Source organism: Brevibacillus sp. FSL L8-0520 (genome assembly GCF_037963895.1).
In the GTDB taxonomy this organism is placed as follows: domain Bacteria; phylum Bacillota; class Bacilli; order Brevibacillales; family Brevibacillaceae; genus Brevibacillus; species Brevibacillus borstelensis.
In genome coordinates this window covers 1,904,800-1,926,298 of record NZ_CP150171.1, presented here as the reverse complement: position 1 = coordinate 1,926,298, position 21,499 = coordinate 1,904,800, and the positions used below count along the sequence as shown (strand labels likewise).

Here is a 21,499-nt window from a genome sequence, read left to right as displayed (position 1 = left end):
GGAAACAAAAAACACGCCTCATGATGGGCGTGTTCTGCACGTCGTTTTCGTTTCCGACATTCGTTTTCAGCGATTTGCCACCTGCTGCTTTTCCAGCAGGATATCGCGTATTTTCGTCGACAATAAATCAAGGGCTACCCGGTTGTATCCGCCTTCAGGGACGATCACATCAGCGTACCGCTTTGTAGGCTCGATAAATTGCAGATGCATCGGGCGGACAACCTCCAGATACTGGCTCACGACAGACTCGAGAGAGCGGCCCCTCTCTTCGATATCCCGTACGATTCTGCGGACAATCCGCACATCGGCATCCGTATCGACAAATACCTTGATGTCCATCAGCTCGCGAATCCGGGGGTCCTCCAAAATCAGCATGCCTTCCAAAATGATGACATCCTTCGGTTCGACCCGTACCGTTTCCTGCTTGCGGTTGTGCACCTTGAAGTCGTAGATGGGCTTTTCGATTGCTCTGCCTTCGATCAACTCTTGCAACTGGGCCAGCAGGAGGTCATTGTCAAACGCAAACGGATGGTCATAATTGGTGAGCACCCGCTCCTCCAGGCTCAAGTGGCTCTGATCCTTGTAGTACGAATCCTGCTCAATCATCGTGACGCTGTCATTTTGAAATTGTCGGTACAATTCTCTTGCTACTGTAGTTTTGCCGGAACCGCTGCCCCCAGCTACCCCAATCACAACGGGGTGACCCATGATTCATATCCCCTTCCTCATGCAGCCCTCTTCAACAGTTTTGTTCGAGGTTATCTTTGTCGCTTGTTATCTTTTTTTAAAACTGACAGCCAGACCGTCTCCGACAGGGATAAACGCAGTTTCCAGGTCGGGATGCTGGGCCAGATAGTGATTAAAGCCAATCAGCTTGTCCACCATGGGACGCAGTCTTTTCCCGGCTTCCTCCGGAGTGGCAACAAGACCGCGGAACAAGACATTGTCTGTCAGCACCATGCCGCCCGGCCGCAGCAGCGGCAGATACAGGTCCAGAAACGCACGGTACTGTCCCTTTGCCGCATCGATAAACAGACAATCGAAATGATACGAATCCGGAAGGCCGGTCGTAGCGTCTTTGAGAAGAACCTCTACCCGGTCTGCAACGCCTGCCTCGCTCAAGTTTGCTCTCGCTCTATGCAGTCTTTCCTCGTCGATGTCCATCGTCACAATCCGCGCTTGCGGTGCCGCTTCGGCCATCCAGATCGTCGAATACCCGATCGCCGTTCCGACTTCGAGGATTTGCTCCGGGCGGTGAAGCTGCAGATAAGACCGCATCACCTGGGCAGTAGGCAACTGCACAATCGGTATGCCTTCTGCCTGCGCCTCTGCTTCCATGCGCTGCATCAATGGAGAACGCGGGGGAACCAGTCCCGATACATATTCGTCGATCGCAGGATTGGTTATCATCACGTCACCCCCTTTTTTACAACCGAATTATTATATCACAAAGCCATTGCAATAGCAGAATACGCTGCTATTTTCCCCGGCTCTTTTTATCCAGTGCGTTGTGCTCTGCCAGCGTTTTGGAGAAGTAATGCTCCGAGGTGCCGTCCTTTTTCGTGACATAGAAAAAGTAATCATGGCTCTCCGGCGATACGGCAGCAGCGAGCGACGCTCTGCCCGGATTGGCGATCGGACCGGGAGGCAGGCCTGGGTGCAGATACGTATTGTACGGACTTTCTACCTTCAAGTCGTCATACGTAATTCTGTCCCGCTGCTTTCCGAGCACGAATTGGACTGTGGCGTCCGCCTGCAGAAGCCAGCCTTCCCGCATCCGGTTGTAGTATACGCCGGCTACGATCGGACGCTCCTTGTCGACGACGACCTCTCTTTCGATAATGGAAGCGAGGGTAACCGCCTCATCGATGGTCATTTTCCGCTTCGTGAGCTGCTGTGTCCATTCCGGCTTCCACTCTTTCTGGAACTGGGCCAGCATCCTGGAAATAATCTCGTGCTCATCGGCTTCCTTCTTGATCTCATAGGTTTCCGGAAACAGGTACCCCTCCAGGCGATGCTTGCGCCCTTCCTTTTGCGGTATCGCAGCGACGAACGGAAACTCGGGGAAGCTGCCCTGGTTTACCTCCTGCAGAAACTTTGCTTTGTCTACCAAGCCTTTCTCGGCCAGGTGATCAGCGATCTGTTCTACATTCCAGCCTTCCGGGATCGTAAAGCGCATCGCATTGACGACGGTTTTTCCCTCTTCCATCGCTTGCAGCATCTGATCGATCGTTTGCCCTGTCTGGAACTGATAGTCTCCGGCCTGCAAGCGGGAGCCTGTCCCTTTGTACTTGACATAGTATGCGAAAAGATCGGGATTCCGTATCAATCCATTCTCATGCAAAATGCGGCCAATCTGTTTTACGGATGAACCGGACGGAATTTGCACTTCTTTTATAACGGCTTCTCCGGCCACTGGCTGCAAGCCCTGATACACGTAGTAGATCAACCCTGCTGTACCGAGCAGCACCAGCAGGAATAAGATGACGACTGTACGGAAAAAACGGCCTCCCCTTCTCCGCTTTTGCACCGGCGGCCAATTCGATTGGTCGTCGTGTTTGATTGACATAGGATTCACTAAAAGAGTCCTCCTTCTTGGTGGCGCCTTTCTCCATTTTGCGGCAAGCCACACTCGGGCGATCGGGTAAAAGGTAACCGCCCATTATCTGTTTCATTATACCGAAGGCATGTCTACCTTGTCATCAACTCCTGAGCAGAAGCATTTTCCGGGAAAAAAGCAGGATTTCCCCTAATAAGAATGGAAGAAATAAACAAATAATTAGGAAGGAATTTTGCAGGATGAAACGCTTTTTCACCTTTCTGGAATGGTTCTTGGTTATTTGTCTCGGGGGGCAAGTCCTTCTTCTCTTGATCGCCTCGTTCACGGTGCTGTTTGCCAACGCAGATGAAATACGTTCTGCCAAAAAGGAGGGCACGTTCTATCCAGGTCCCGGCATCTCCCAAACGTATTATAACCGGGAATTGACGGTGGACGGAGTCAGGTACGACGGGAGCACGCTGAAGGTTTATATGACGAGCCGCGGTTCTGGATCGGCCAGTCTTCCCAGCTTTGTAAATATTGCTTCCGATACGGGTCAAGATCTAGACGTTAGATCAGGGGGACAATCGATCAGTTGGTTTGTTTCCAAAGGGTACTACCTGATAAAAGAAGCTCCATCCGATCTGCAATCCATCCGCATATATGCCGAAAGCTACGGCCAATCCTTCTCCTTTACCGTTCCCCTGGCCAAAGGAGGGATGGAATAATGCAAGAGCGCTTGCTAATGCGGGAACGCAGAAACCGCTTGATCCGCTGGTTGATTATTGCCGTATCCGTGATGATCCTGTTTCCGCTTTACTACCCAAGCCCGTGGTCGCCAAAAACCGCTGTTCGGCAGACCCTTGAAGGAATGGCCTTACCTTCCGATACCATCGAGGTGGTATCCATGATTCAAACAGGAAGCATGCACTCTGTCCTTTTTTACGATGAAGAGCATGAGCTTTACCACCATTTTTTCATGGACCGGCCGTTCGGCGTTCTCTGGCGAAACAGCGGCGGAGGCGGTGGGTATACCTTTGACCCGAACGAAATCCTAAAAATGAGCTGGGGCGGACAGCGGGAGGATGACAACTGGTACAGCTACGCTGTCGACCAAGTCAATGACCCGCGAATCCGCACGCTAACCGTCGAATGGAGTGACGGGGTCAAGCAATCGATGCAGCCGATCAAAGGCTTGTATCACTTTGCCCGTGTATTTGGAAAGGACGAGAAAGCAGCCGCCGTTCTTCTGGCCTATGATGCAGAGGGCAGGCTGATCTACCGTTTGGATGAGAACCAGCCGGCAATTCGCAAACAATAGATATGGTGTAGAGTAGAGAACTGAAACTTTCGGGCGACCGTATGGTCGCCTTGCTCATTTCAGCTCCCCCTCATCAAACCGTACGTGAGGTTTTCCCTCATACGGCTTTCCGATGTTCTTCTTTCTTTGGCATTCGGCTTACTTTATCCGGCTAATTTCAATAAACTACCCTGCGTGTTTTGTATGACCTTCAGCTTTCCGGCATGTTTATTCCGCTTGCTTCTTTTCTTGTTGCAGAAGATTGTAAGGCGTTCAATCACATACCAGTCTATCCGTCTTGCCCATCGTTTGGCGATGGGCGAGATGAAGTAGTAGTTCTTGAACCCCCTTAGCTTGCGATTTAGCCCTTTCACTAGCTCTTCTAGAGACAGAAACAGTTTGTTCCTTGGTGCAGTGTATTCCTTAATTTTACGTCTCATTTCCTTCATTGCTTTCTTAGCTGGTACATGAGACATAGCAAATACCTTGCTCCCCCCTTTGTTGAACACGGGGAATTTGCGATGGTGCAGCCCAAGAAAGTCAAACCCAGTGGAATTGTCCCAAATATTAACGAGTCTAGATTTCTCTTTACTGAGACTAAGCTCCAGCTTGTTTAGAATAGCCATCAGCACTTGAATGCTTTCCAATGCTTCTTGTTTGGTTCTGCACATGATAACGAAGTCATCCGCATAGCGGATAAGTGTGCCAAGATGGGAGAATTGATTTTCCCAAATGGTGTCCATGTAGTTTAGATAGATGTTTGAAAGAAGAGGCGAGATTACCCCTCCTTGCGGAGTTCCCAGTTCTGTTTCATGGAATTGATCATTTTCCATGACCCCAGCCTGCAGCCATTGTCGGATAAGTTTCAGAACACGTCTGTCGCTGATTCTCATTTCGACCAGTTTCATCAACTTCTCATGGTTGATGTTGTCGAAATACCCTTTAATGTCAACATCTACGACCCAATAACACCTCTTGCTTGCTTTGCGTATCTGTGCAATTGCCTGGTGAGCATTTCTTCCTGGCCGAAAGCCATAAGAACAGTCCCGAAAATCAGCTTCAAAGATCGGTTCAATGACTAGCTTAGTAGCCATTTGGACCACCCGATCCTTGATCGTCGGGATGCCGAGTGGACGTTTCTTGCCATCCGGTTTAGGGATGTAAGTTCGACGAACCGGATGTGGACGATACCGCTTTTCTTTTAAATCTAGATAGATCTCGTTAAGAAAACGGCTCTCCCCATACTCCTCCACAATCTGTGCGATGGATTGTCCGTCGATTCCTCCGCTCCCTTTATTTGCTTTTACTCTCCTCCAAGCTGTCGCTAGAATATCCGGGCGGTAGATTTTGTCATACAAGGCATGAAATCGCCGTTTTGAGTTTGCCTTGGCACAAAGATATAGGGTTGTCCAAAGTTGTCGAGCTTTTACATCGGTGTAGTTAGCAAGTTTACTTGCATTCACTCACTCTTACCTCCTTCGACCCGTGAACAAAGCAGGGCTCCTTCCCTCCATAAGGTTGTGTTGTCCTTATGTTCATCGGTACTATGAACCCCTCCGACTCCCTCTCTGCCATCCACCACTTCCCTTACGGTTATAGGTTTCCGTTTTACGCTCCTGACGGGGCGTGCAGAGTAGGGTCTCCCCAGTTCCGTTAACTACTTTCTCAACATACCGCTCCCCATACCCCGAGGGATTCATAGGTGCTGTATTCCAAGTTCTCCACACCGTCCTTGGCCTTCGCCCATATGAAACAAGCTCGGCTTCCCTTTGTCCACCTCTCGGTGGTCTTTCTTAACGAGGCTGCAGGATTCACTTTATGTTACGGCCTGCTGATTTGCTCGCACTCTTTCGAGTTACTTTGTCACAGGGCTTCAACCTTAGGATTTCTCCACCAGTTGCCTGTCAGCTACGAGGTGACTTGGCTCCTGCCTCGGTTGGACTTTCACCAACTAGCAATTAACGGCTTGCTGGGCACGCTTCATAAAAAAACGAGAGGGAAATTATCCCTCTCGTCTTCTCTCCTGGAGCTTTTCAGATTTCCTACAGATCTTCCTTCTCCAGATCGGTGATCAGGGTCTCGAATGTCGCTTCTACCTGCTCCCACTCTTCGTCGTCTTCGATCGGCTGGAGCATATCCGTGCCTTCGTAGCGGAGGAAGTGAACCTCGTACTCTTCTTCTTCCTCTTGATCGACAGGGACCAGGACCAGATACGAACGATCCTCGATGTCAAAGATATACATAATGCGGAAATCGCGAGGATCGTCGCTTCCTTCCTCGGTCAGCGCAATCACATCGCCTACTTCAAACTCCTCAAACAACTCTTCACTCATGCTCGTCACCTCGATTTCGCGTCCAAATAACCCTGCAGGATTAATACGGCCGCCATTTTGTCGATTACTTTTTTTCTTTTTTGCCGGCTGACATCGGCGGAAATCAGCATGCGCTCAGCGGCCATGGTCGTCAGACGCTCATCCCACAGGTGGACGGGCAAAGACGTATGTGCTTCGAGCTTGCTGGCAAAAGCTTGGCAAATCTCGCCTCGCGGGCCAATGGTGCCATTCATGTTCTTTGGCAAACCTACGACGATTTCACCCACGTCATACTGGGCGATCCACTCATCGAGGCGGGCAAAGTCCTTCTCTCTTGACTGCCGTCTGATCGTTTCCACGCCTTGGGCCGTCCAGCCCAGCTCATCACTGACGGCGACCCCGATCGTTTTGTCCCCGACATCCAAACCCATAATCCGTTTCATCCGACTCGCCTACTTACGCTGTTCTGATTAGATAACTCCGGCTTCGCCCGCATGTGGGCGAAGCCAATTGTACGACACACGGGATATGCGAATACCGCGGTACAACGGGGTGTTGCGTTTTTGCCGACCACCTTTTGGCAACAGGGATGATTACTTATCCCGATCGACCAAATAAACGGTTACCAGCTCTTCGATAATCCGGTCACGCTCAATTTTTCCGATCAAACTTCTAGCATTGTTGTGGCGGGGGATGAAAGCCGGGTCTCCGGACAGCAGGTAGCCGACAATCTGTGTAATCGGGTTGTACCCCTTTTCCTGCAGGGCCTGATACACCTCCGTCAAGGTTTCCCGCACTTCCTCTGACTTATTCTCTTTGGGCACCGTGAACTTCATGGTTTTATCCATCGAACTCACGATCAACACCTCGATTCATTGAGACTCTTCCGCTGGTTGCTTTGCCATTCCTTGTGTACTTCGCTTCGAACACACTCATTTCCTTGTTGTTTCTGCACTTTTCCACAAAAGTTGGCGAAAGTTGACGGACAGAGGCGGTATTACTTCGCCGCCAACTGTCCTTTTACCAGCTCATATACCAACTCAAGCGCTTCCTGCAGCTTGGACGGGTCTTTGCCGCCAGCCTGGGCCATATCTGGACGTCCGCCGCCGCCGCCACCGCAACGAGTCGCTACTTCTTTAATAATTTTGCCGGCATGCAAGCCTTGATCCATCAGGTCCTTGGTCACCCCTGTAACGAGGTTGACCTTTTCTCCATCGACGGAACCGAGCACGATTACGGCTGACCCGAGCTTGTTTTTCAGCTCATCGACCATACCGCGCAGGTTATCCATATCGGATGCAGATACACGTGCCGCCAGCACCTGCACGCCGTTTACCTGCTGGAGCTTGTCGGTCAAGGAAGCCGCTTCGATGTTTCCAAGCTTGGCGCGGAGGGATTCATTTTCGCGTTGTACGTCCTTGAGTTGCTGCTGGAGACTCTCTACACGGGCAGGTGCTTCTGCCAGCAGCGGGGCCTTCAGTGTTTGCGCCACTTCCTTCAAAATGCCGAGCTGTTCGTTCAGGAATTGGTAAGCGCCGCGTCCGGTCACCGCTTCGATCCGGCGCGTACCCGCTCCGATGCCGCTTTCGCTCAAAATCTTGAACAGACCGATCTCTGCCGTGTTGGCAACATGGCATCCGCCGCACAGCTCAAGGCTGTACTCGCCCACTTTGACGACACGAACGATATCGCCGTATTTTTCGCCGAACAAGGCCATTGCACCCATTGCCTTCGCTTCGGTCAACGAGCGATTCGAAATCTCGACAGCCAGATTGGCCCAAACTTTTTCGTTGACGATCTTTTCGATCTGCTCGAGCTCCTCAGGGGTGATCGCGCTGATGTGTGTAAAGTCGAAACGAAGCCGTTCCGGAGCCACCAGCGAGCCTGCCTGATTGACATGCGTTCCCAATACGTCTTTCAGCGCCTGATGGAGCAGGTGAGTAGCAGTATGGTTCTTCGTGATGTCGAGACGGGCTTCACGGTTTACCTCGGCCCGGACCTCGTCACCAACGCGAAGTGTGCCCGCTTCCACCGTCACCGTATGGATGTTTTGACCCATCGGCCCTTTTTGCACGTCGCTGACTCGTGCTTTGACGCTGTCGGAGATGAGTTCGCCTTCATCGTTGACCTGACCGCCGCTTTCCGCATAGAAAGGAGTGCGACTCAGGATGACCTGAACTGTTTGTCCTTCCTCCGCTTGATCAACCAATTGATTTGCTGACACAATCGCTTCGACTTTACCAGTCGCTACCAATTCAGTATACCCAACAAATTCGCTCGTAACCGTCAAATCGGAAAGCGGACCTCCCTGGATCTGCATGCTGTCCACGTCCTGACGGGCATCGCGGGCGCGCTGGCGCTGTTCCTCCATCGCTTGTTCAAAGCCGTCGCGGTCCACGGACAGACCTTGCTCACCCGCGAAATCTTCGGTGAGGTCGACCGGGAAGCCATACGTATCGTACATCTTGAACACTTCAGGCCCGGAAAGCTGGCTTTTGCCTTCTGCTTTCGCGGCTTTTACCATCTCGGACAAGATAGCAAGTCCATCGTTCAAGGTTTCGTGGAAACGCTCTTCCTCGGCGCGAATAACTTTTTCGATGAAAGCGCGCTTCTCCACCACTTCCGGATAAAACTCGCCCATCATGCTGCCGACTGTTTCCGTCAGGCGGTACAGGAACGGCTGCTCGATGCCCAGCTTTTTGCCCATCCGTACTGCACGGCGAAGCAAGCGGCGGATGACATAGCCGCGGCCCTCGTTGGACGGCAGGGCGCCGTCGCCGATAGCGAATGTGACCGTACGCGAATGGTCGGCGATGACTTTCAGGGCCACATCCAGTTCAGGGTCTTGTTTATAGGCTACGCCGGAAATGCGGCTGGCTGCTTCAATCAGCGGGAACAGCAGGTCTGTCTCGTAGTTGTTGTCCACTTCCTGAATGATCGAAGCCATCCGCTCCAGGCCCATGCCGGTATCGATGTTTTTCTTCGGCAGCGGCGTGTAGGTGCCGTCCGGATTGTGGTTGAACTGGGAGAATACGAGGTTCCACACCTCCAGGTAGCGCTCGTTTTCGCCGCCCGGGTACAGCTCCGGATCATTCGGGTCATTGCCGAAGCGCTCGCCCCGATCGTAGAAAATCTCTGTGTTGGGACCACTCGGGCCTTCCCCGATATCCCAGAAGTTTCCTTCCAGCCGGATAATCCGCTCTGCAGGAATGCCGATCTGCTTGTGCCAGATTTCGTACGCTTCCTCGTCCTCCGGGTGAATGGTGACGGAGAGCTTCTCCGGATCAAAGCCGATCCATTCCTTGCTTGTGAGGAACTCCCATGCCCAGTGAATCGATTCTTCCTTGAAGTAATCGCCGATGGAGAAGTTCCCCATCATTTCAAAGAAGGTATGGTGGCGCGCAGTGCGTCCTACGTTTTCGATGTCGTTGGTGCGAATCGATTTTTGCGCGTTGGTGATGCGTGGATTCTCAGGAATGATGCGGCCGTCAAAATATTTTTTGAGTGTGGCTACGCCGCTGTTGATCCAAAGCAGGGATGGATCGTCCACCGGCACCAGGGGCGCACTCGGTTCGATGCGATGGCCCTTTTGCACGAAAAAATCAAGAAACATTTTGCGAATTTGATTACCTGTCAGCTTCTTCATAAAAACTGCCCTCCTATTATGATGAAGTATGAAAATAAAAAAGTCCCCATCCCCTCAGGGACGAGAACTTGTCTCGCGGTACCACCCTGCTTACAGGCATCGTGATTCTGCGCATCCATGCCTGTCGCTCGATTAAGGCCGTAACGGTGCCTGGCCGCCGGTTTTTTCCCGGTCTTGGGAGTAGCCTTCCGTCGCTCTTCTTCTGGCCACTCTCTCAACCTGCGGAGTGTCCTCTCTGTAGAAGGGCTGCAACGTACTCGTTCCTTCATCGATCTGCGGGGTTATCCCCGTTACTCTTCATTGTCCGTATTATAAATTTTTTTACCGATTGCTGTCAACTTTCATGCATGATCAGAGCGATCCGGCTTATGACCACCTTGCAGACTGCCAAGACCGGGACAGCCACGATCAAGCCGATAATCCCGCCGATTGCCTCCCCGGTTAGTAGTGCGAGGATGATAAGCAGCGGATGCAATTGCAGGGAGCGGCCGACGACATTGGGCGAAAGAATATTTCCCTCCAGAATCTGGATGACCCCATTTACGGCCAAGACCAGCAAGGTCATCTTGAACGATATGGTCAGCGAAACGACGACGGCAGGGGCTGCGCCGATGATCGGGCCGATATAGGGAATGACGTTGGTCAGGCAGACGAAAGAGGCCAGCACGAACGGATACGGCATTCCGATAATCCAGTACCCGATATACGCGCACAGTCCCACGATGAGCGCGACGATCATCTGACCGTGTATGTAATTCCCCAATGACTCGTTGACATCTCGCAATACGGCAAGCACCTGTTTGCGGTAGCGGGCCGGTATGATCGCGATTCCCGTCCGGTGAAGATCTTTCATGTCCTTCAACAAATAAAAAGCGATAAACGGCACGACCGCATAGGCAAGCAGCTTTCCGAGCGTATTGCGGGCGTTGTTCACAAACTGCGTAATCGAGTGGGACATTTTCTCCTGTGACTGGATGATGACCCGGTCCACGCCATGTGAAATGCTGTCCGGCAAAAAGTATTTGTGCGACTCCCATTCACTCATCCATTTGTGATACCATTCGGTCAGTCTGGGAATATCGTCGGAGAGCTCGATCAACTGCGTCGTAAAAATGGGGATGGCGTTGACGACTGCGATAGCGATGATCAGTACGAACGAAGCATAGATCAACAGCACTGCCATCAGCCTCGGTACCCTGCGCCTCTCCAGCAACTGGACGATAGGATGCAGCAAATAAGCGATCAACAGCCCTACGATAAAAGGCAGGAGAATTTCTGTCAGCAGATGGTACCAGGCGCTAATCACAGGGCGCAGCAGCCAGAGCAAGTTGCCGATGATCAGCAGTACGATCAGCCAAATCGCAGCGGCAAACAGGCGGCTGTTGCGAAGTCCTTCCACGGCTGTGACCTCCTCTACGCAAATTTCGTATGGATTAGCATGTGTCAATTTGAAAAAAACATGTACATGGGTGACAGTTGCTTATTGACACATCTTGAGTAGCAGGTGTACGATATAAACACAAATGGATATTCTCCAAAGGGGAGTAGCTTTTTCGCAGCAAAGTCGTCATTACGGGAATTTTTTCCCCGGCTTTGTTGGCAACGTCACGTTCGTTGTAAGCAAGACCTTTGCCTGATTAGGTAAGGGTCTTTTCTGTTTTTTTCGACCTTTGCCTGTTAGGGTAAAGGTCGTTTTGTTTTCCTCATCGTGACACAGACTACATAAAAAGTGTCAAGCAGATTTGGAGCAGCGGCCTTTAGAGACATCCACAAAAAAGGAGGTTGGAGAAACATGGAGATGTTGTTTACACCTGCATTCTGGTCTGCGCTGCTTGCCATCATTGTCATCGATCTTGTGCTGGCGGGAGATAACGCTATCGTTATCGGGATGGCTGCTCGCAATTTGCCTGCCCATCAGCAAAAGAAAGCGATCATCTGGGGAACCGTCGGGGCGGTTGTCATTCGGGCAGCGGCGACTCTGGCTGTGGTCTGGCTGTTACAAATTCCGGGTCTTTTGCTCGTCGGCGGTTTGATGCTGATCTGGATCGCCATGAAGCTGCTTGTACAAGACGGAGGACATGAAACAGTCAAAGCAGGCTCCAGCCTGGGTGCGGCCATTTGGACGATTGTCGTCGCTGACGCTGTCATGGGACTGGACAATGTGATTGCAGTTGCCGGGGCAGCACACGGAAGCTTTCTGTTGGTGGTACTGGGCTTGATCATCAGTGTTCCCGTCATGGTCTGGGGCAGCACACTCGTGCTGAAGGTCATGGACCGCTACCCTGCCGTGATTTACATCGGATCAGCCGTACTTGCCTACACTGCGGGAAGCATGATTACAGGCGAGCCATTCCTGAAGGGCTTCTTTGTCGAATACCCGATCCTGAAATGGGCATTGATTGCCGTAATCGTTGTTGGCGTCCTGCTGATTGGCCGGATGAAAAATCAGGCGCAAAAACGGATGGCCGAACAATCGTAAACAAGAAACAGGCTTCGCCAGTTGGCGAAGCCTTCTTTGTTTGGTCATATCCCGTCGTTTACTTGCCCTCAGTCTTCATTTTCATCATCTATGAAGTCTCAAAAAACGGATAAAACTGCTGGATGCTCTCGTCGTACTGCTTGATTCGCCGCTGTACGTTGTTCCGGTCTGCCTGGACAACGCCGCTGACCAATACGTTCAACAAAGAAAAAATCGTAGCCATTCCTTTTAACGCTGTAGGCGAAGGAGTGCTTGCTTTGATCAGCACATCAGCAATCGGTCCGATCGGAGACAGCTCATCGTCGGTAATCGCCAGTATTTTTGCTCCCTTGTCCTTGGCTGCCGTGGAAAAAATGATCGTCTCTGACGTATAGCGGGGGAATGAAAAAGCAATCACCAGACTTTTGGCATCCACTTCCGTGATCAAGTAATTGGCATCATCAATCTGCCCTCGATACAGGTATGTGTTTCCCTTTACCACGTTTAGCGTGGAAGCAAGCCAGGTAGCGGGTCCGTGTGAGCTGCGGAACCCGACGACAATCAGCTTTTTCGCTTTCACAATCAGCTCCACCGCTCGCTGAAACTGCCCCGGATCCAAGGCGTTCATAGTCTTTCGAATATAGGCGATGTCCTGCTCCATATGGTAGGCGACCAGATCAGTCTCTCCTGCCACGTCTGTTGAGTACTGCTCCAACAGCTTGTCTTGTTTGCCCGAAAGCAGCATCAACTCGCGAATCTCATTTTGCAAAGCGGTATATCCGGAGTAGCCTAATGTATAACAAAGGCGGATGACAGTGGTTTCGCTCGTTCCCGTAAGCGAGCCGATTACCCTTGCCGGATGGAGCGCGACTTGCTTTGGCTCGTCCAGGATAAGCTTGGCAACCAATTTTTGCTGGTTGGTCAAAGTGTGGTAGTGCTTGCGGATCTGTTCGTTTACAGTGTCCATCTTTTCCTCCTCAACGCATTCTGACAGATCATCTTCTGTTCCGGCTGGCGGCAAAATTCGTCCCGCTCCCCGTCTCATCCATCTATCGATAAATGGGTATAGATTTTTGAAGAGAAAACTGCTCAATTATAAAATTTACGAAGCATAAGCACTGGCGTAGCCATTATATGGGACTAATCGTTATTTTACCAATACTTTTAAAATAATCTTTATTCCATTATGTGTATGCAAAAAAACCGGACGCACCTTGATCGCGTCCGGCTGATAGCTTGCCTAGCATGCTAACGAGCAAAAACTCGCATCAGCTTCTGGCTTGTTTTCATCATTTTTCTTACATCCCGCATGGAGACCGGCCAACGATTGATGTTCAACGCAAAACGTTTGCGGCGGCGCGGAGCCATCATATATCCGACAGCAGCCACGATGCCGCCTGCAGCTATAATGCCAAGCAGGTTTCGAGCAATCATTCGCGACACACCTCCGGTTTTGGATGTCTACATGCTTAACTGAGTCGGTACGATCTGTTCTTCGATAAACAGATCATTGAGCGAATGCAGTGAGCCGTCTTCTTCCACCTGGTAAACGGAAGCGATCTGCTCATTGGCTACGCTCATTTCAATAAAGCAGTTCCAGCAATAGTATTGATTGGTACCAATTTTGCCTATGTCTTTGGAACTGCAGTTCGGGCAAATCACACGCATCTATCTTTTCCTCCCTTTCACGCCTGGCTGCGAACCTTAATCCGGCACGATCAGGTTTTCTTCCCCAATAATGACGGACGGAGGAACGGACAGGCGTTTACGTCCTTCAGTAACGTCCGCCAGCCAACCGTTCGATAATTCGTACCCTACAATTTTCTCCCAGTCCGCAGAGAAGTAAACATCTTCCAATCGCCCGAGCAAGTTCCCCGAAGCGGAAATCACGGATTTCCCCTTCAGTTTCAGCTTCCCTGTCAGGACACCTGTGGGTTCCGAAGCGGCCAGTTGATCCAAGGAGGTAATTGCGTCTTTGCCCGAAACAGTGAGACAGGACTCTCCTACCGCATGAATGCGGCCCAGGGGAATATAGGTGCCGGATTGCAGCCAGCCCTGTTCGCTCAGCAAGACTCCTGCGACCTGCCAATTGTCGGAGTCAAAGAGAATGTCACGGATAACACCGATCTCTTCGCCTGTATCCAGGCAGACGACCGGCATGCCCACTACATCCAATGCCTTGCGCATAATGGGATTTCCCCCTTCCGCCTCTTTAGTATCGGGCGGATGGAATCGTTCCATACAGCGACAAAACAGGTTCCAACATCATCCTTGTTTCAGGCGTTCCTCCAGGTAGCTGTATCGTACGCCCTCTTCGTCTGTCTGGACGGCGATACGAAACGCTTCCGGCTCTCCACACATGATGAGAAATGATTTACTGCGCGTTATTCCTGTATACACCAGCTTCCGTCGCAGCATCCTGTGGTAATTTTTTACAAATGGCATGACGACGATTGGAAACTCGCTGCCTTGCGACTTATGAACGGAGCAGCAGTAGGCCAGCGTCAGCTGATGGTATGCAGACCGCTTGTACATCACTTCACGGCCATCAAAGGAGACGACGATCATTTCTTCATTCTCTGCGTTTTCATTTGGGTAAAAAATGGCGACAATCTCACCCATATCACCGTTGAACACGTGTTCTTCGGCGTTGTTTACAAGTTGAAGCACTTTGTCCCCCGTCCGAAATACGGTGTCGCCAAACGTCACTTCCCGTTTTTGGCCGGTCTTTGGATTAAACAGCTCCTGGAGCTCTTCATTCAACCGGTTTACACCCGCATTTCCTTTGTACATGGGCGCGAGGACTTGTACATCTTTTGCTGTATATCCTTTCTTTACGGCTCCCGAGCAAATTTGTTTCACAGCTTCGTTTACATCTTGTGGCGAACTTGTGAAAAATCTGCGATCAGGGGAGGAATCCAGCAGATCAGACGGGACAATTCCTTTCCGCACATCATGGGCGAGGCGAATAATCGACGATTCTTCCGCTTGCCGATAAATCTCCGTAAGCTGTACGCGCGGCAATAGCCCGGAACGAATCATGTCCTGCAAAACGTTCCCCGGGCCGACAGACGGAAGCTGGTCCGGATCGCCAACCATGATGATTTGCATGTCGCTTGGCAGCGCTCTGAACAATTGATTCGCAAGCCAAATGTCCACCATCGACATCTCATCTACGATCAACAGCTTTCCACGGATCTGGTGTTCGGCATCATGTTCAAAGCTGTCGCCTTTCCAGCCAAGCAGCCGGTGAAGCGTCATGGCGGGCAGCCCGGTCGTCTCCGCCATTCTCTTTGCCGCTCTGCCCGTAGGCGCGGCCAGCAGGATGGGAAAAGGATTGCTTTCGTCATATTTTTTCAGATCGAAGGAAATTCCATGCAGATGTGCAAATACACGACATATCCCCCGGATGACAGTAGTCTTCCCTGTACCCGGCCCACCTGTCAGCAGCATCAAGCCAGAAGTGATCGCCTGTTCGATCGCATCCCGCTGCGTCTGTGCATACGTAATATCCAGCTCTTCTTCGACTGCACCCATGGCCTGGTACAGCTCAGACACCGGAAAGGAAGCAAAGTCATCGCGGTCGGCAAAAAAACGAAGCCGCTTGGCCAAGCCGACCTCGGCAAAAAAGAGGCTTGGCAAGTAAACCCGCTCCTCGTCCCACATCACTTTGGAGGCGACAAACAGCGCTTCAATCGCCAGTCTGACCTCTTCCGGCGTAAAGGCATGTCCGCCGCACTCATGAAGCAAGCGCAGCGTTTTTTCACACAGCTCTTCGATCGGGAGAAAAACGTGGCCTTCGGCATAAGAAGCTTCCTGCAGCGTAAAAATAGCTGCTGCCTGGACCCGCTCCTCCGAGGATGCCGCGATCCCGGTTGAACGAGCGATCTCGTCCGCACGTTTGAAACCGATCCCCTGCACATCCTCGATCAGCCGGTACGGCTCCTCCGAAAGCACCTTCAAGGTCTCCAGCTTGTATGTCTGGTAGATGCGCAATGCGAGCTGCACTCCGATCCCGAACTCGTACAAAAACACCATAGCCTGTTCCAAAGAACGATGTTCCATCACCGATTCATAAATCTGCTTGGCACGTGCTTCCGATATCCCAGGCACCTCCGCCAACGACTCGGGACGGTCAGCGATAATCGACAACGCGTCGACTCCCAGATGCTCTACGATTCGTTTGGCCATCTTTTTGCCAATTCCCTGGAACAGGCCACTGGCCAGATACTTTTCTACGCCAGCCACCGTTTTCGGCGTTTCGCGCTCATAACGGGAAGCCGCGAATTGCTGCCCAAACCGGGGGTGTGTTTTCCATTCTCCGTAAAATGTGTACAGCTCTTCCGGATGAGGACGGGGGAAGTTTCCCACGACAACGACGTCATTCTCCTTGATCGCTTCCGAGGTCTCCTCTACTTTAAGACGAATAACTCCATACCACGTTTCTTCATTGTAAAAAATTTCTTGTTCCACATAGCCGCGAACGAATGGTTCAGCAAACAAAGGGAGTGTTTCCTGCGACATCATAGCGCCCCCTCGAAAGACATACTGGTTTTACACCTGCTGATACAGAAAAGAAACCCACCCGCAGCAGGAGCATCGCGGGCGGGGTCTACGCAATTCAGGAACCGTTCGTCAACGGGTCGACAAAACGGTCTGCCGATACTGATGTTTAGATTGTAAAACGATTTACTTGTTCTGACAACCGCTCCGCCATTTGAGCCAATTTCTCCGCAGCTGCTGTCATTTCCTCTGTCGTGGCCGTCTGCTGCTCGGAAGCGGCGGCAACCTTTTGGGTGTCAGGCGGAAACATGGCATGAAAAGCAGTTCTAGTGCCCTATTCTACATGTTTGTCCGCTGCCAATCCATCCACAATTTGGTGAAGAAGAGAAACAATGAAATCATTTGCCGGATATTGACAATGCAAATGGCTGATCGGCCTTGGGCTGTTTTCCGTGATGGTCAGCAGCATTCCGACTCTTTTTGTCTATCTTCTGGGTTGGCTTCTCAGTTTTCTGGGAGAAGCTACGCTGCTTCTCCTCCTGCGGCGGCAGCGTGGAAAGCTGCGGGAAGCGCTGATGTACACTGCCGGCATCGGTCTTGTTGTTCTTTGGTCTGTCCTGTAAATGAAAAGAAACTCAAGAGAGCATGCAAAAAACCAACGGATACACGCACCGTTGGTTTTTATCGTCTGTTCAACTCTTCGTTTCAGTTGAGCCACACTCGTTCGTAAACGGTTACCGTTTCAGCCGATGTACGATCTGGGCCACCTTCCGGGCAGCCCGCTCTGCTTCCTCAACAGTATTGGTGATTCCGAAGCTGAACCGAATCGCCGATTGGGCTACAGGGTCATCCAGGCACATCGCTTCGAGCACATGCGACAGCTCCAGCGAGCCGGACGTACAGGCGGAGCCGCTCGCGGCTGCCACTCCCTCCAGATCGAGGTTCATCAGCATCGTTTCGGTATGGACACCGGGAAAGCTTACGTTCAGAATATGCGGGAGGTGTTTTTCCGGATGCCCGTTTACCTCAAAAGAGATGCCTTCCTGCTGCCAGCACTGGAGCATTGTGGTGCGCATCTGCCGGTACTTGGCTACGCGCTCCTCCATTTCCTCCTGCGCGATCCTGGCCGCTTCGGCAAATCCGATGATACTCGCCAGATTTTCCGTACCCGCCCTGCGTTTGCGCTCCTGCGAGCCGCCGTGCAGGTAAGGGGTAAACGGCACCTTGCGTCCCAAGAACAGCGCCCCGACTCCTTTGGGGCCATTGATTTTATGGGCGGAAACAGACAGCATGTCGACAGGCAGCTTGCTGACGCTGATCGGCAAAACGCCCACGGCCTGCACGGCATCCGTGTGAAAAACGATTTCGCGCTCGCGTAGATAGCTTCCCATTTCTTCGATCGGCTGAATCGTTCCGACCTCATTGTTGCCGTACATGATCGATACGAGGATTGTATCCGGCCGTACTGCTTTTTTCAGCTCGTCTGTGCTGATCAAGCCCGTTTTGTCCGCAGGGAGATACGTTACTTCAAAGCCGAGCTGTTCCAGATGCTCGCAAGCATGCAGAACGGCATGGTGTTCGATGCTGGACGTGATCACGTGGCGGCCACGCTCGCGCTGGGCCATCGCTCCGCCAATGATCGCCATATTGTCCGCTTCCGTGCCGCCGCTCGTAAAGACCAGGGTCTGCGGATCGGCATCGAGGAAGCGTGCGATCGTATCGCGGGCTCCTTCCAGAGCTTGTCTCGCTTCACGTCCAAAGCCGTGGACACTCGAGGGATTTCCGTACACTTCTGTCAAAAATGGATGCATCGCTTCCACCACACGGGGATGTACCGGTGTCGTGGCAGCGTGGTCCAGATAGATTCGCTCTCGCACTAATGTCACCTTCTATATATAGAACATGTAGCCGTCAGAATGGCCTTCATCCTTATAACTGATCAAATCCTGCAAGGATGTGGAATCGAGTACTGCGGAAATGCTGTCGCGGATACGCAGCCAGAGGTAGCGCTTGGCCGGGTCTTCCTCCTCGGCAAACTCGACCGGGCTGATCGGTCCCTCCAAAACGCGGATGATGTCTCCCGCAGAGATTTCCTCGGGCTGTTTCGCCAAGACGTAGCCGCCGTACGCTCCGCGAATGCTTTTTACCAATCCTGCGTTGCGCAGCGGCGCGACGAGCTGCTCCAGATAATGCTCAGACAAATCGTGGCGCTGGGCGATACTTCTCAGCGAAACCGGCCCCTCTCCAAAGCGGTTGGCCAGCTCCATCATGATCGTGAGGCCGTAACGTCCTTTCGTAGATATTTTCACAGTAACAACTCTCCTCTATCTGCAGTATTCCCCGCAAACCAGTTTCCCCGTCTCTTACATTTCTCGGCTCGTCGGGGACACACTAGCTTCCAGGGGGTGAATGCACGATGGCAACGAACAAACGCTCGGAGAGAGGGCGCAACCATCCCTCCGACACGCTTTACGACCAGCCGGCCGGTACCATTGCCCACAAAGCTCGTTTTGGCGCCAGCGAACAGAGCAAGCAGCCAAATGAAAACGGCGATCTGCCCAACAAACCGGGCGGAAATGTGCGAACCTAAGCGATGCTCCCCCGTACCTTGGGGGAGTTTTTTATACGATATCAGCTTTGCGAATCGTCTGTTACCTTGTTTCGCTCATTTTGCAGGCGGCCGATTTCCTGTTCGTAGCCGATCGGCTTCGGCCGGTAAAATGCATAGTCCACCCCGTCCGGCAAATATTGCTGCTCAACATAGCCGCCAGGGTAGTTGTGCGGATACAAATATCCTTTTCCATGACCGAGGCGGGAAGCCCCTTTGTATGCGGAGTCGCGCAGATGGATCGGAACCGGCTTGTGGCCGTCTGTCCGAATCGTCTCTAGCGCCTGATTAATCCCGTTGTACGCCGCATTGCTCTTTGGAGCTGTCGCCAGATAGGTCGTCGCTTGGGCCAAAGGAATCCGTCCCTCCGGCATGCCGACCAGCTCCAGCGCCTGGAAACAGGATACGGCCACGGTAATTGCTTGCGGATCGGCATTTCCGATGTCTTCGGAAGCCGATATAATCAGGCGGCGGGCGATAAACCGCGGGTCTTCCCCAGCGTCGATCATCCGGGCAAGCCAATACAGGGCCGCGTCCGGATCAGAGCCGCGGATGGATTTGATGAAAGCAGAAGCCGTGTCGTAATGGTTGTCACCGCTTTTGTCGTAACGAACAGCACGCCGCTGGATCGACTCCACGGCCACATCGAGCGTGATGACGATGCGTCCGTCCGGTCCGGGAGGCGTTGTCGTTGCAGCCAGCTCCAGCGCGTTGAGCAGTCTGCGCGCATCGCCCTCGGCGTATTGGATCAAGTGATCCCTCGCCTCCGGCTCAACCTCCACATACAGCTCCGCCAAGCCGTTCTCTTCATCTGTCAAAGCCCGCTGTATCACCTGTTCAAGGTGTTCATGCGTCAATGGCTGGAGTTGGAAAATTTGCGACCGCGAAAGCAGTGCCGGATTTACCTCGAAAAACGGATTCTCCGTCGTCGCTCCAATTAGCGTAATGGTGCCCTCCTCCACATACGGAAGCAAGGCATCCTGCTGCGATTTATTGAAGCGATGGATCTCATCCACGAACAGCGTTGTCCGCTGGCCGCCCATAACCAGCCGTTCCTTCGCCTCGTCGACGACTTTGCGAATGTCAGCCACCCCTGCCGTTACGGCATTCAGCTCGGCAAAATGCGTCCGTGTCGTGCGGGCAATCACCTTGGCCAAGGTCGTTTTGCCTGTTCCCGGCGGCCCGTAAAAAATCAGCGAAGAAACCTGGTCAGCCTCAATCGCCCGGCGCAACAGCTTCCCTTCTCCAAGAATATGTTCCTGGCCGATCACATCGCGGATCGTCTGCGGTCGCATCCGGGCAGCAAGCGGCTTGCTTTGTCCCTTGTCGTTTGCTTCATGGGCAAATGAAAACAGATCCATGTCGCTCTACCCTTTTGCCGGCTGCCAGTCCAACAGATCGCGGACGACAACACTCGCTAGAATAAGTCCTGCTACGGAAGGGACAAATGCATTGCTGGCCGGGGGCTGACGCACTTTGCTGATCGGCGAATTCGGATCGGTTACGATCTGTTCGCGGACATCGGTGCGTATGGTCACCGGGATCTCCTTGGAGTACACCACTTTTACACCCTTGTAAATGCCGCTTTTTCTCAGTTCGCGGCGGATTACCTTGGCAATCGGATCGTAGCTGGTCTGGGAAATATCGGCCACTTCAAACTTTGTCGGGTCCATTTTGTTGGCCGCTCCCATGCTGGAGATGATCGGAATGTTGCGTCGTTTCGCTTCCAGTATCAGGTGCAGCTTGGCCGACATCGTATCCATCGCATCGACGATGTAATCAAGCTCATGGGCAAACAGCTGATCGGCCGTTTCCGCATTGTAAAACATGTTCAGCGTGACAACCTCGCAAGCCGGGTTGATGGCGGCAATCCGCTCTTTCATCAGTTCGGCTTTCTTTTGACCGATCGTATTGAGCGTAGCATGAATTTGGCGATTGATATTGGTAATGTCGACGACGTCCTTGTCCACCAGTACCAGCTTGCCTACGCCGGTGCGGGCCAAAGCTTCGACCGTGAAGGAACCGACACCCCCTACACCGAGTACCGCTACTGTGCTGTTTTTCATTTTTTCCAAACCTTCGGGACCGAAGGCCAATTCGCAACGAGAAAATTGATGAAGCATCCACCGTCAA

At 52.2% G+C, this 21,499-nt stretch carries 22 protein-coding genes; 4 read left to right on the top strand and 18 right to left on the bottom strand.

Going from position 1 to position 21,499, the window contains the following annotated elements; translation table 11 throughout:
* Window positions 1-66: 66 nt before the first annotated feature.
* The 3 genes from udk to mltG form a co-directional block, all read right to left on the bottom strand.
* Window positions 67-708 carry a uridine kinase gene (gene udk, locus NSQ24_RS09575; RefSeq protein WP_003387525.1) on the bottom strand — a complete coding sequence of 214 codons (642 nt, stop codon included), beginning with the start codon at window positions 706-708 and terminating at the stop codon, window positions 67-69.
* Between the two features lie 66 nt (window positions 709-774).
* Complete coding sequence (locus NSQ24_RS09570) at window positions 775-1,410, bottom strand: O-methyltransferase (RefSeq protein WP_039070568.1); 636 nt, start codon at window positions 1,408-1,410, stop codon at window positions 775-777.
* 67 nt (window positions 1,411-1,477) lie between these two features.
* A complete protein-coding gene (gene mltG / locus NSQ24_RS09565; protein WP_051567355.1) occupies window positions 1,478-2,569 on the bottom strand; it encodes an endolytic transglycosylase MltG in 1,092 nt (363 codons plus the stop codon).
* A 230-nt stretch (window positions 2,570-2,799) separates the two neighbouring features.
* Between mltG and NSQ24_RS09560 the strand changes: the two genes are divergently transcribed.
* Together NSQ24_RS09560 and NSQ24_RS09555 are read left to right on the top strand one after the other, a co-directional pair.
* Entirely contained in the window at window positions 2,800-3,267 is a 468-nt protein-coding gene (locus NSQ24_RS09560) for a hypothetical protein (RefSeq protein WP_024983691.1), read from the top strand.
* A complete protein-coding gene (locus NSQ24_RS09555) occupies window positions 3,267-3,860 on the top strand; it encodes a hypothetical protein (RefSeq protein ID WP_031932380.1) in 594 nt (197 codons plus the stop codon). Before NSQ24_RS09560 ends, NSQ24_RS09555 begins: the two co-directional genes overlap by 1 nt.
* Before the next feature lie 143 nt (window positions 3,861-4,003).
* Here NSQ24_RS09555 and ltrA read toward each other — a convergent pair whose 3' ends face one another.
* From ltrA to NSQ24_RS09525, 6 genes are all read right to left on the bottom strand, one after another.
* A complete protein-coding gene (gene ltrA / locus NSQ24_RS09550) occupies window positions 4,004-5,302 on the bottom strand; it encodes a group II intron reverse transcriptase/maturase (RefSeq protein WP_024985477.1) in 1,299 nt (432 codons plus the stop codon).
* 579 nt (window positions 5,303-5,881) lie between these two features.
* Window positions 5,882-6,172, bottom strand: coding sequence for a DUF1292 domain-containing protein (locus tag NSQ24_RS09545; RefSeq protein ID WP_003387530.1), 291 nt, complete (start codon window positions 6,170-6,172; stop codon window positions 5,882-5,884).
* Window positions 6,173-6,177: 5 nt separating this feature from the next.
* On the bottom strand, window positions 6,178-6,594 hold the full coding sequence (ruvX, locus tag NSQ24_RS09540; RefSeq protein ID WP_024984956.1) for a Holliday junction resolvase RuvX: 417 nt from the start codon (window positions 6,592-6,594) through the stop codon (window positions 6,178-6,180).
* Window positions 6,595-6,744: 150 nt separating this feature from the next.
* A complete protein-coding gene (locus NSQ24_RS09535; RefSeq protein ID WP_003387534.1) occupies window positions 6,745-7,008 on the bottom strand; it encodes an IreB family regulatory phosphoprotein in 264 nt (87 codons plus the stop codon).
* Between the two features lie 140 nt (window positions 7,009-7,148).
* Window positions 7,149-9,797: an alanine--tRNA ligase gene (gene alaS / locus NSQ24_RS09530; protein WP_003387536.1), complete on the bottom strand. Its 2,649-nt coding sequence runs from the start codon at window positions 9,795-9,797 to the stop codon at window positions 7,149-7,151.
* Between the two features lie 334 nt (window positions 9,798-10,131).
* Window positions 10,132-11,196 (bottom strand): AI-2E family transporter, encoded by a 1,065-nt coding sequence (locus tag NSQ24_RS09525; RefSeq protein WP_003387540.1) that lies wholly within the window; start codon window positions 11,194-11,196, stop codon window positions 10,132-10,134.
* 393 nt (window positions 11,197-11,589) lie between these two features.
* On the opposite strand from NSQ24_RS09525, the gene NSQ24_RS09520 reads away from it, so the two are divergent.
* Entirely contained in the window at window positions 11,590-12,276 is a 687-nt protein-coding gene (locus NSQ24_RS09520) for a TerC family protein (RefSeq protein WP_003387542.1), read from the top strand.
* Between the two features lie 88 nt (window positions 12,277-12,364).
* Here the strand turns inward: NSQ24_RS09520 and NSQ24_RS09515 are convergent, their stop codons facing one another.
* The 7 genes from NSQ24_RS09515 to NSQ24_RS09485 form a co-directional block, all read right to left on the bottom strand.
* Window positions 12,365-13,222 carry a MurR/RpiR family transcriptional regulator gene (locus NSQ24_RS09515; RefSeq protein WP_122958167.1) on the bottom strand — a complete coding sequence of 286 codons (858 nt, stop codon included), beginning with the start codon at window positions 13,220-13,222 and terminating at the stop codon, window positions 12,365-12,367.
* A 281-nt stretch (window positions 13,223-13,503) separates the two neighbouring features.
* The gene (locus NSQ24_RS09510) at window positions 13,504-13,689 is read right to left on the bottom strand and encodes a hypothetical protein (protein ID WP_003387544.1); all 186 of its coding nucleotides are present in this window, start codon (window positions 13,687-13,689) and stop codon (window positions 13,504-13,506) included.
* 27 nt (window positions 13,690-13,716) lie between these two features.
* Window positions 13,717-13,923, bottom strand: a complete 207-nt coding sequence (locus tag NSQ24_RS09505; RefSeq protein ID WP_003387545.1) for a hypothetical protein — start codon at window positions 13,921-13,923, stop codon at window positions 13,717-13,719.
* A gap of 36 nt (window positions 13,924-13,959) precedes the next feature.
* Window positions 13,960-14,442 (bottom strand): PRC-barrel domain-containing protein, encoded by a 483-nt coding sequence (locus NSQ24_RS09500; protein ID WP_003387546.1) that lies wholly within the window; start codon window positions 14,440-14,442, stop codon window positions 13,960-13,962.
* A 78-nt stretch (window positions 14,443-14,520) separates the two neighbouring features.
* A complete protein-coding gene (locus NSQ24_RS09495) occupies window positions 14,521-16,782 on the bottom strand; it encodes an ATP-dependent RecD-like DNA helicase (protein ID WP_024984957.1) in 2,262 nt (753 codons plus the stop codon).
* Window positions 16,783-17,492: 710 nt separating this feature from the next.
* Window positions 17,493-18,635, bottom strand: coding sequence for a cysteine desulfurase family protein (locus NSQ24_RS09490; protein ID WP_024983958.1), 1,143 nt, complete (start codon window positions 18,633-18,635; stop codon window positions 17,493-17,495).
* Window positions 18,636-18,647: 12 nt separating this feature from the next.
* Window positions 18,648-19,067: an Rrf2 family transcriptional regulator gene (locus NSQ24_RS09485; protein ID WP_003387550.1), complete on the bottom strand. Its 420-nt coding sequence runs from the start codon at window positions 19,065-19,067 to the stop codon at window positions 18,648-18,650.
* Between the two features lie 107 nt (window positions 19,068-19,174).
* Between NSQ24_RS09485 and NSQ24_RS09480 the strand changes: the two genes are divergently transcribed.
* The gene (locus NSQ24_RS09480; protein ID WP_170208318.1) at window positions 19,175-19,348 is read left to right on the top strand and encodes a hypothetical protein; all 174 of its coding nucleotides are present in this window, start codon (window positions 19,175-19,177) and stop codon (window positions 19,346-19,348) included.
* A 41-nt stretch (window positions 19,349-19,389) separates the two neighbouring features.
* Here the strand turns inward: NSQ24_RS09480 and NSQ24_RS09475 are convergent, their stop codons facing one another.
* Window positions 19,390-20,727, bottom strand: a complete 1,338-nt coding sequence (locus tag NSQ24_RS09475) for an AAA family ATPase (RefSeq protein ID WP_024983959.1) — start codon at window positions 20,725-20,727, stop codon at window positions 19,390-19,392.
* A 6-nt stretch (window positions 20,728-20,733) separates the two neighbouring features.
* Entirely contained in the window at window positions 20,734-21,489 is a 756-nt protein-coding gene (locus tag NSQ24_RS09470; RefSeq protein WP_003387554.1) for a tRNA threonylcarbamoyladenosine dehydratase, read from the bottom strand.
* Window positions 21,490-21,499: the final 10 nt, after the last annotated feature.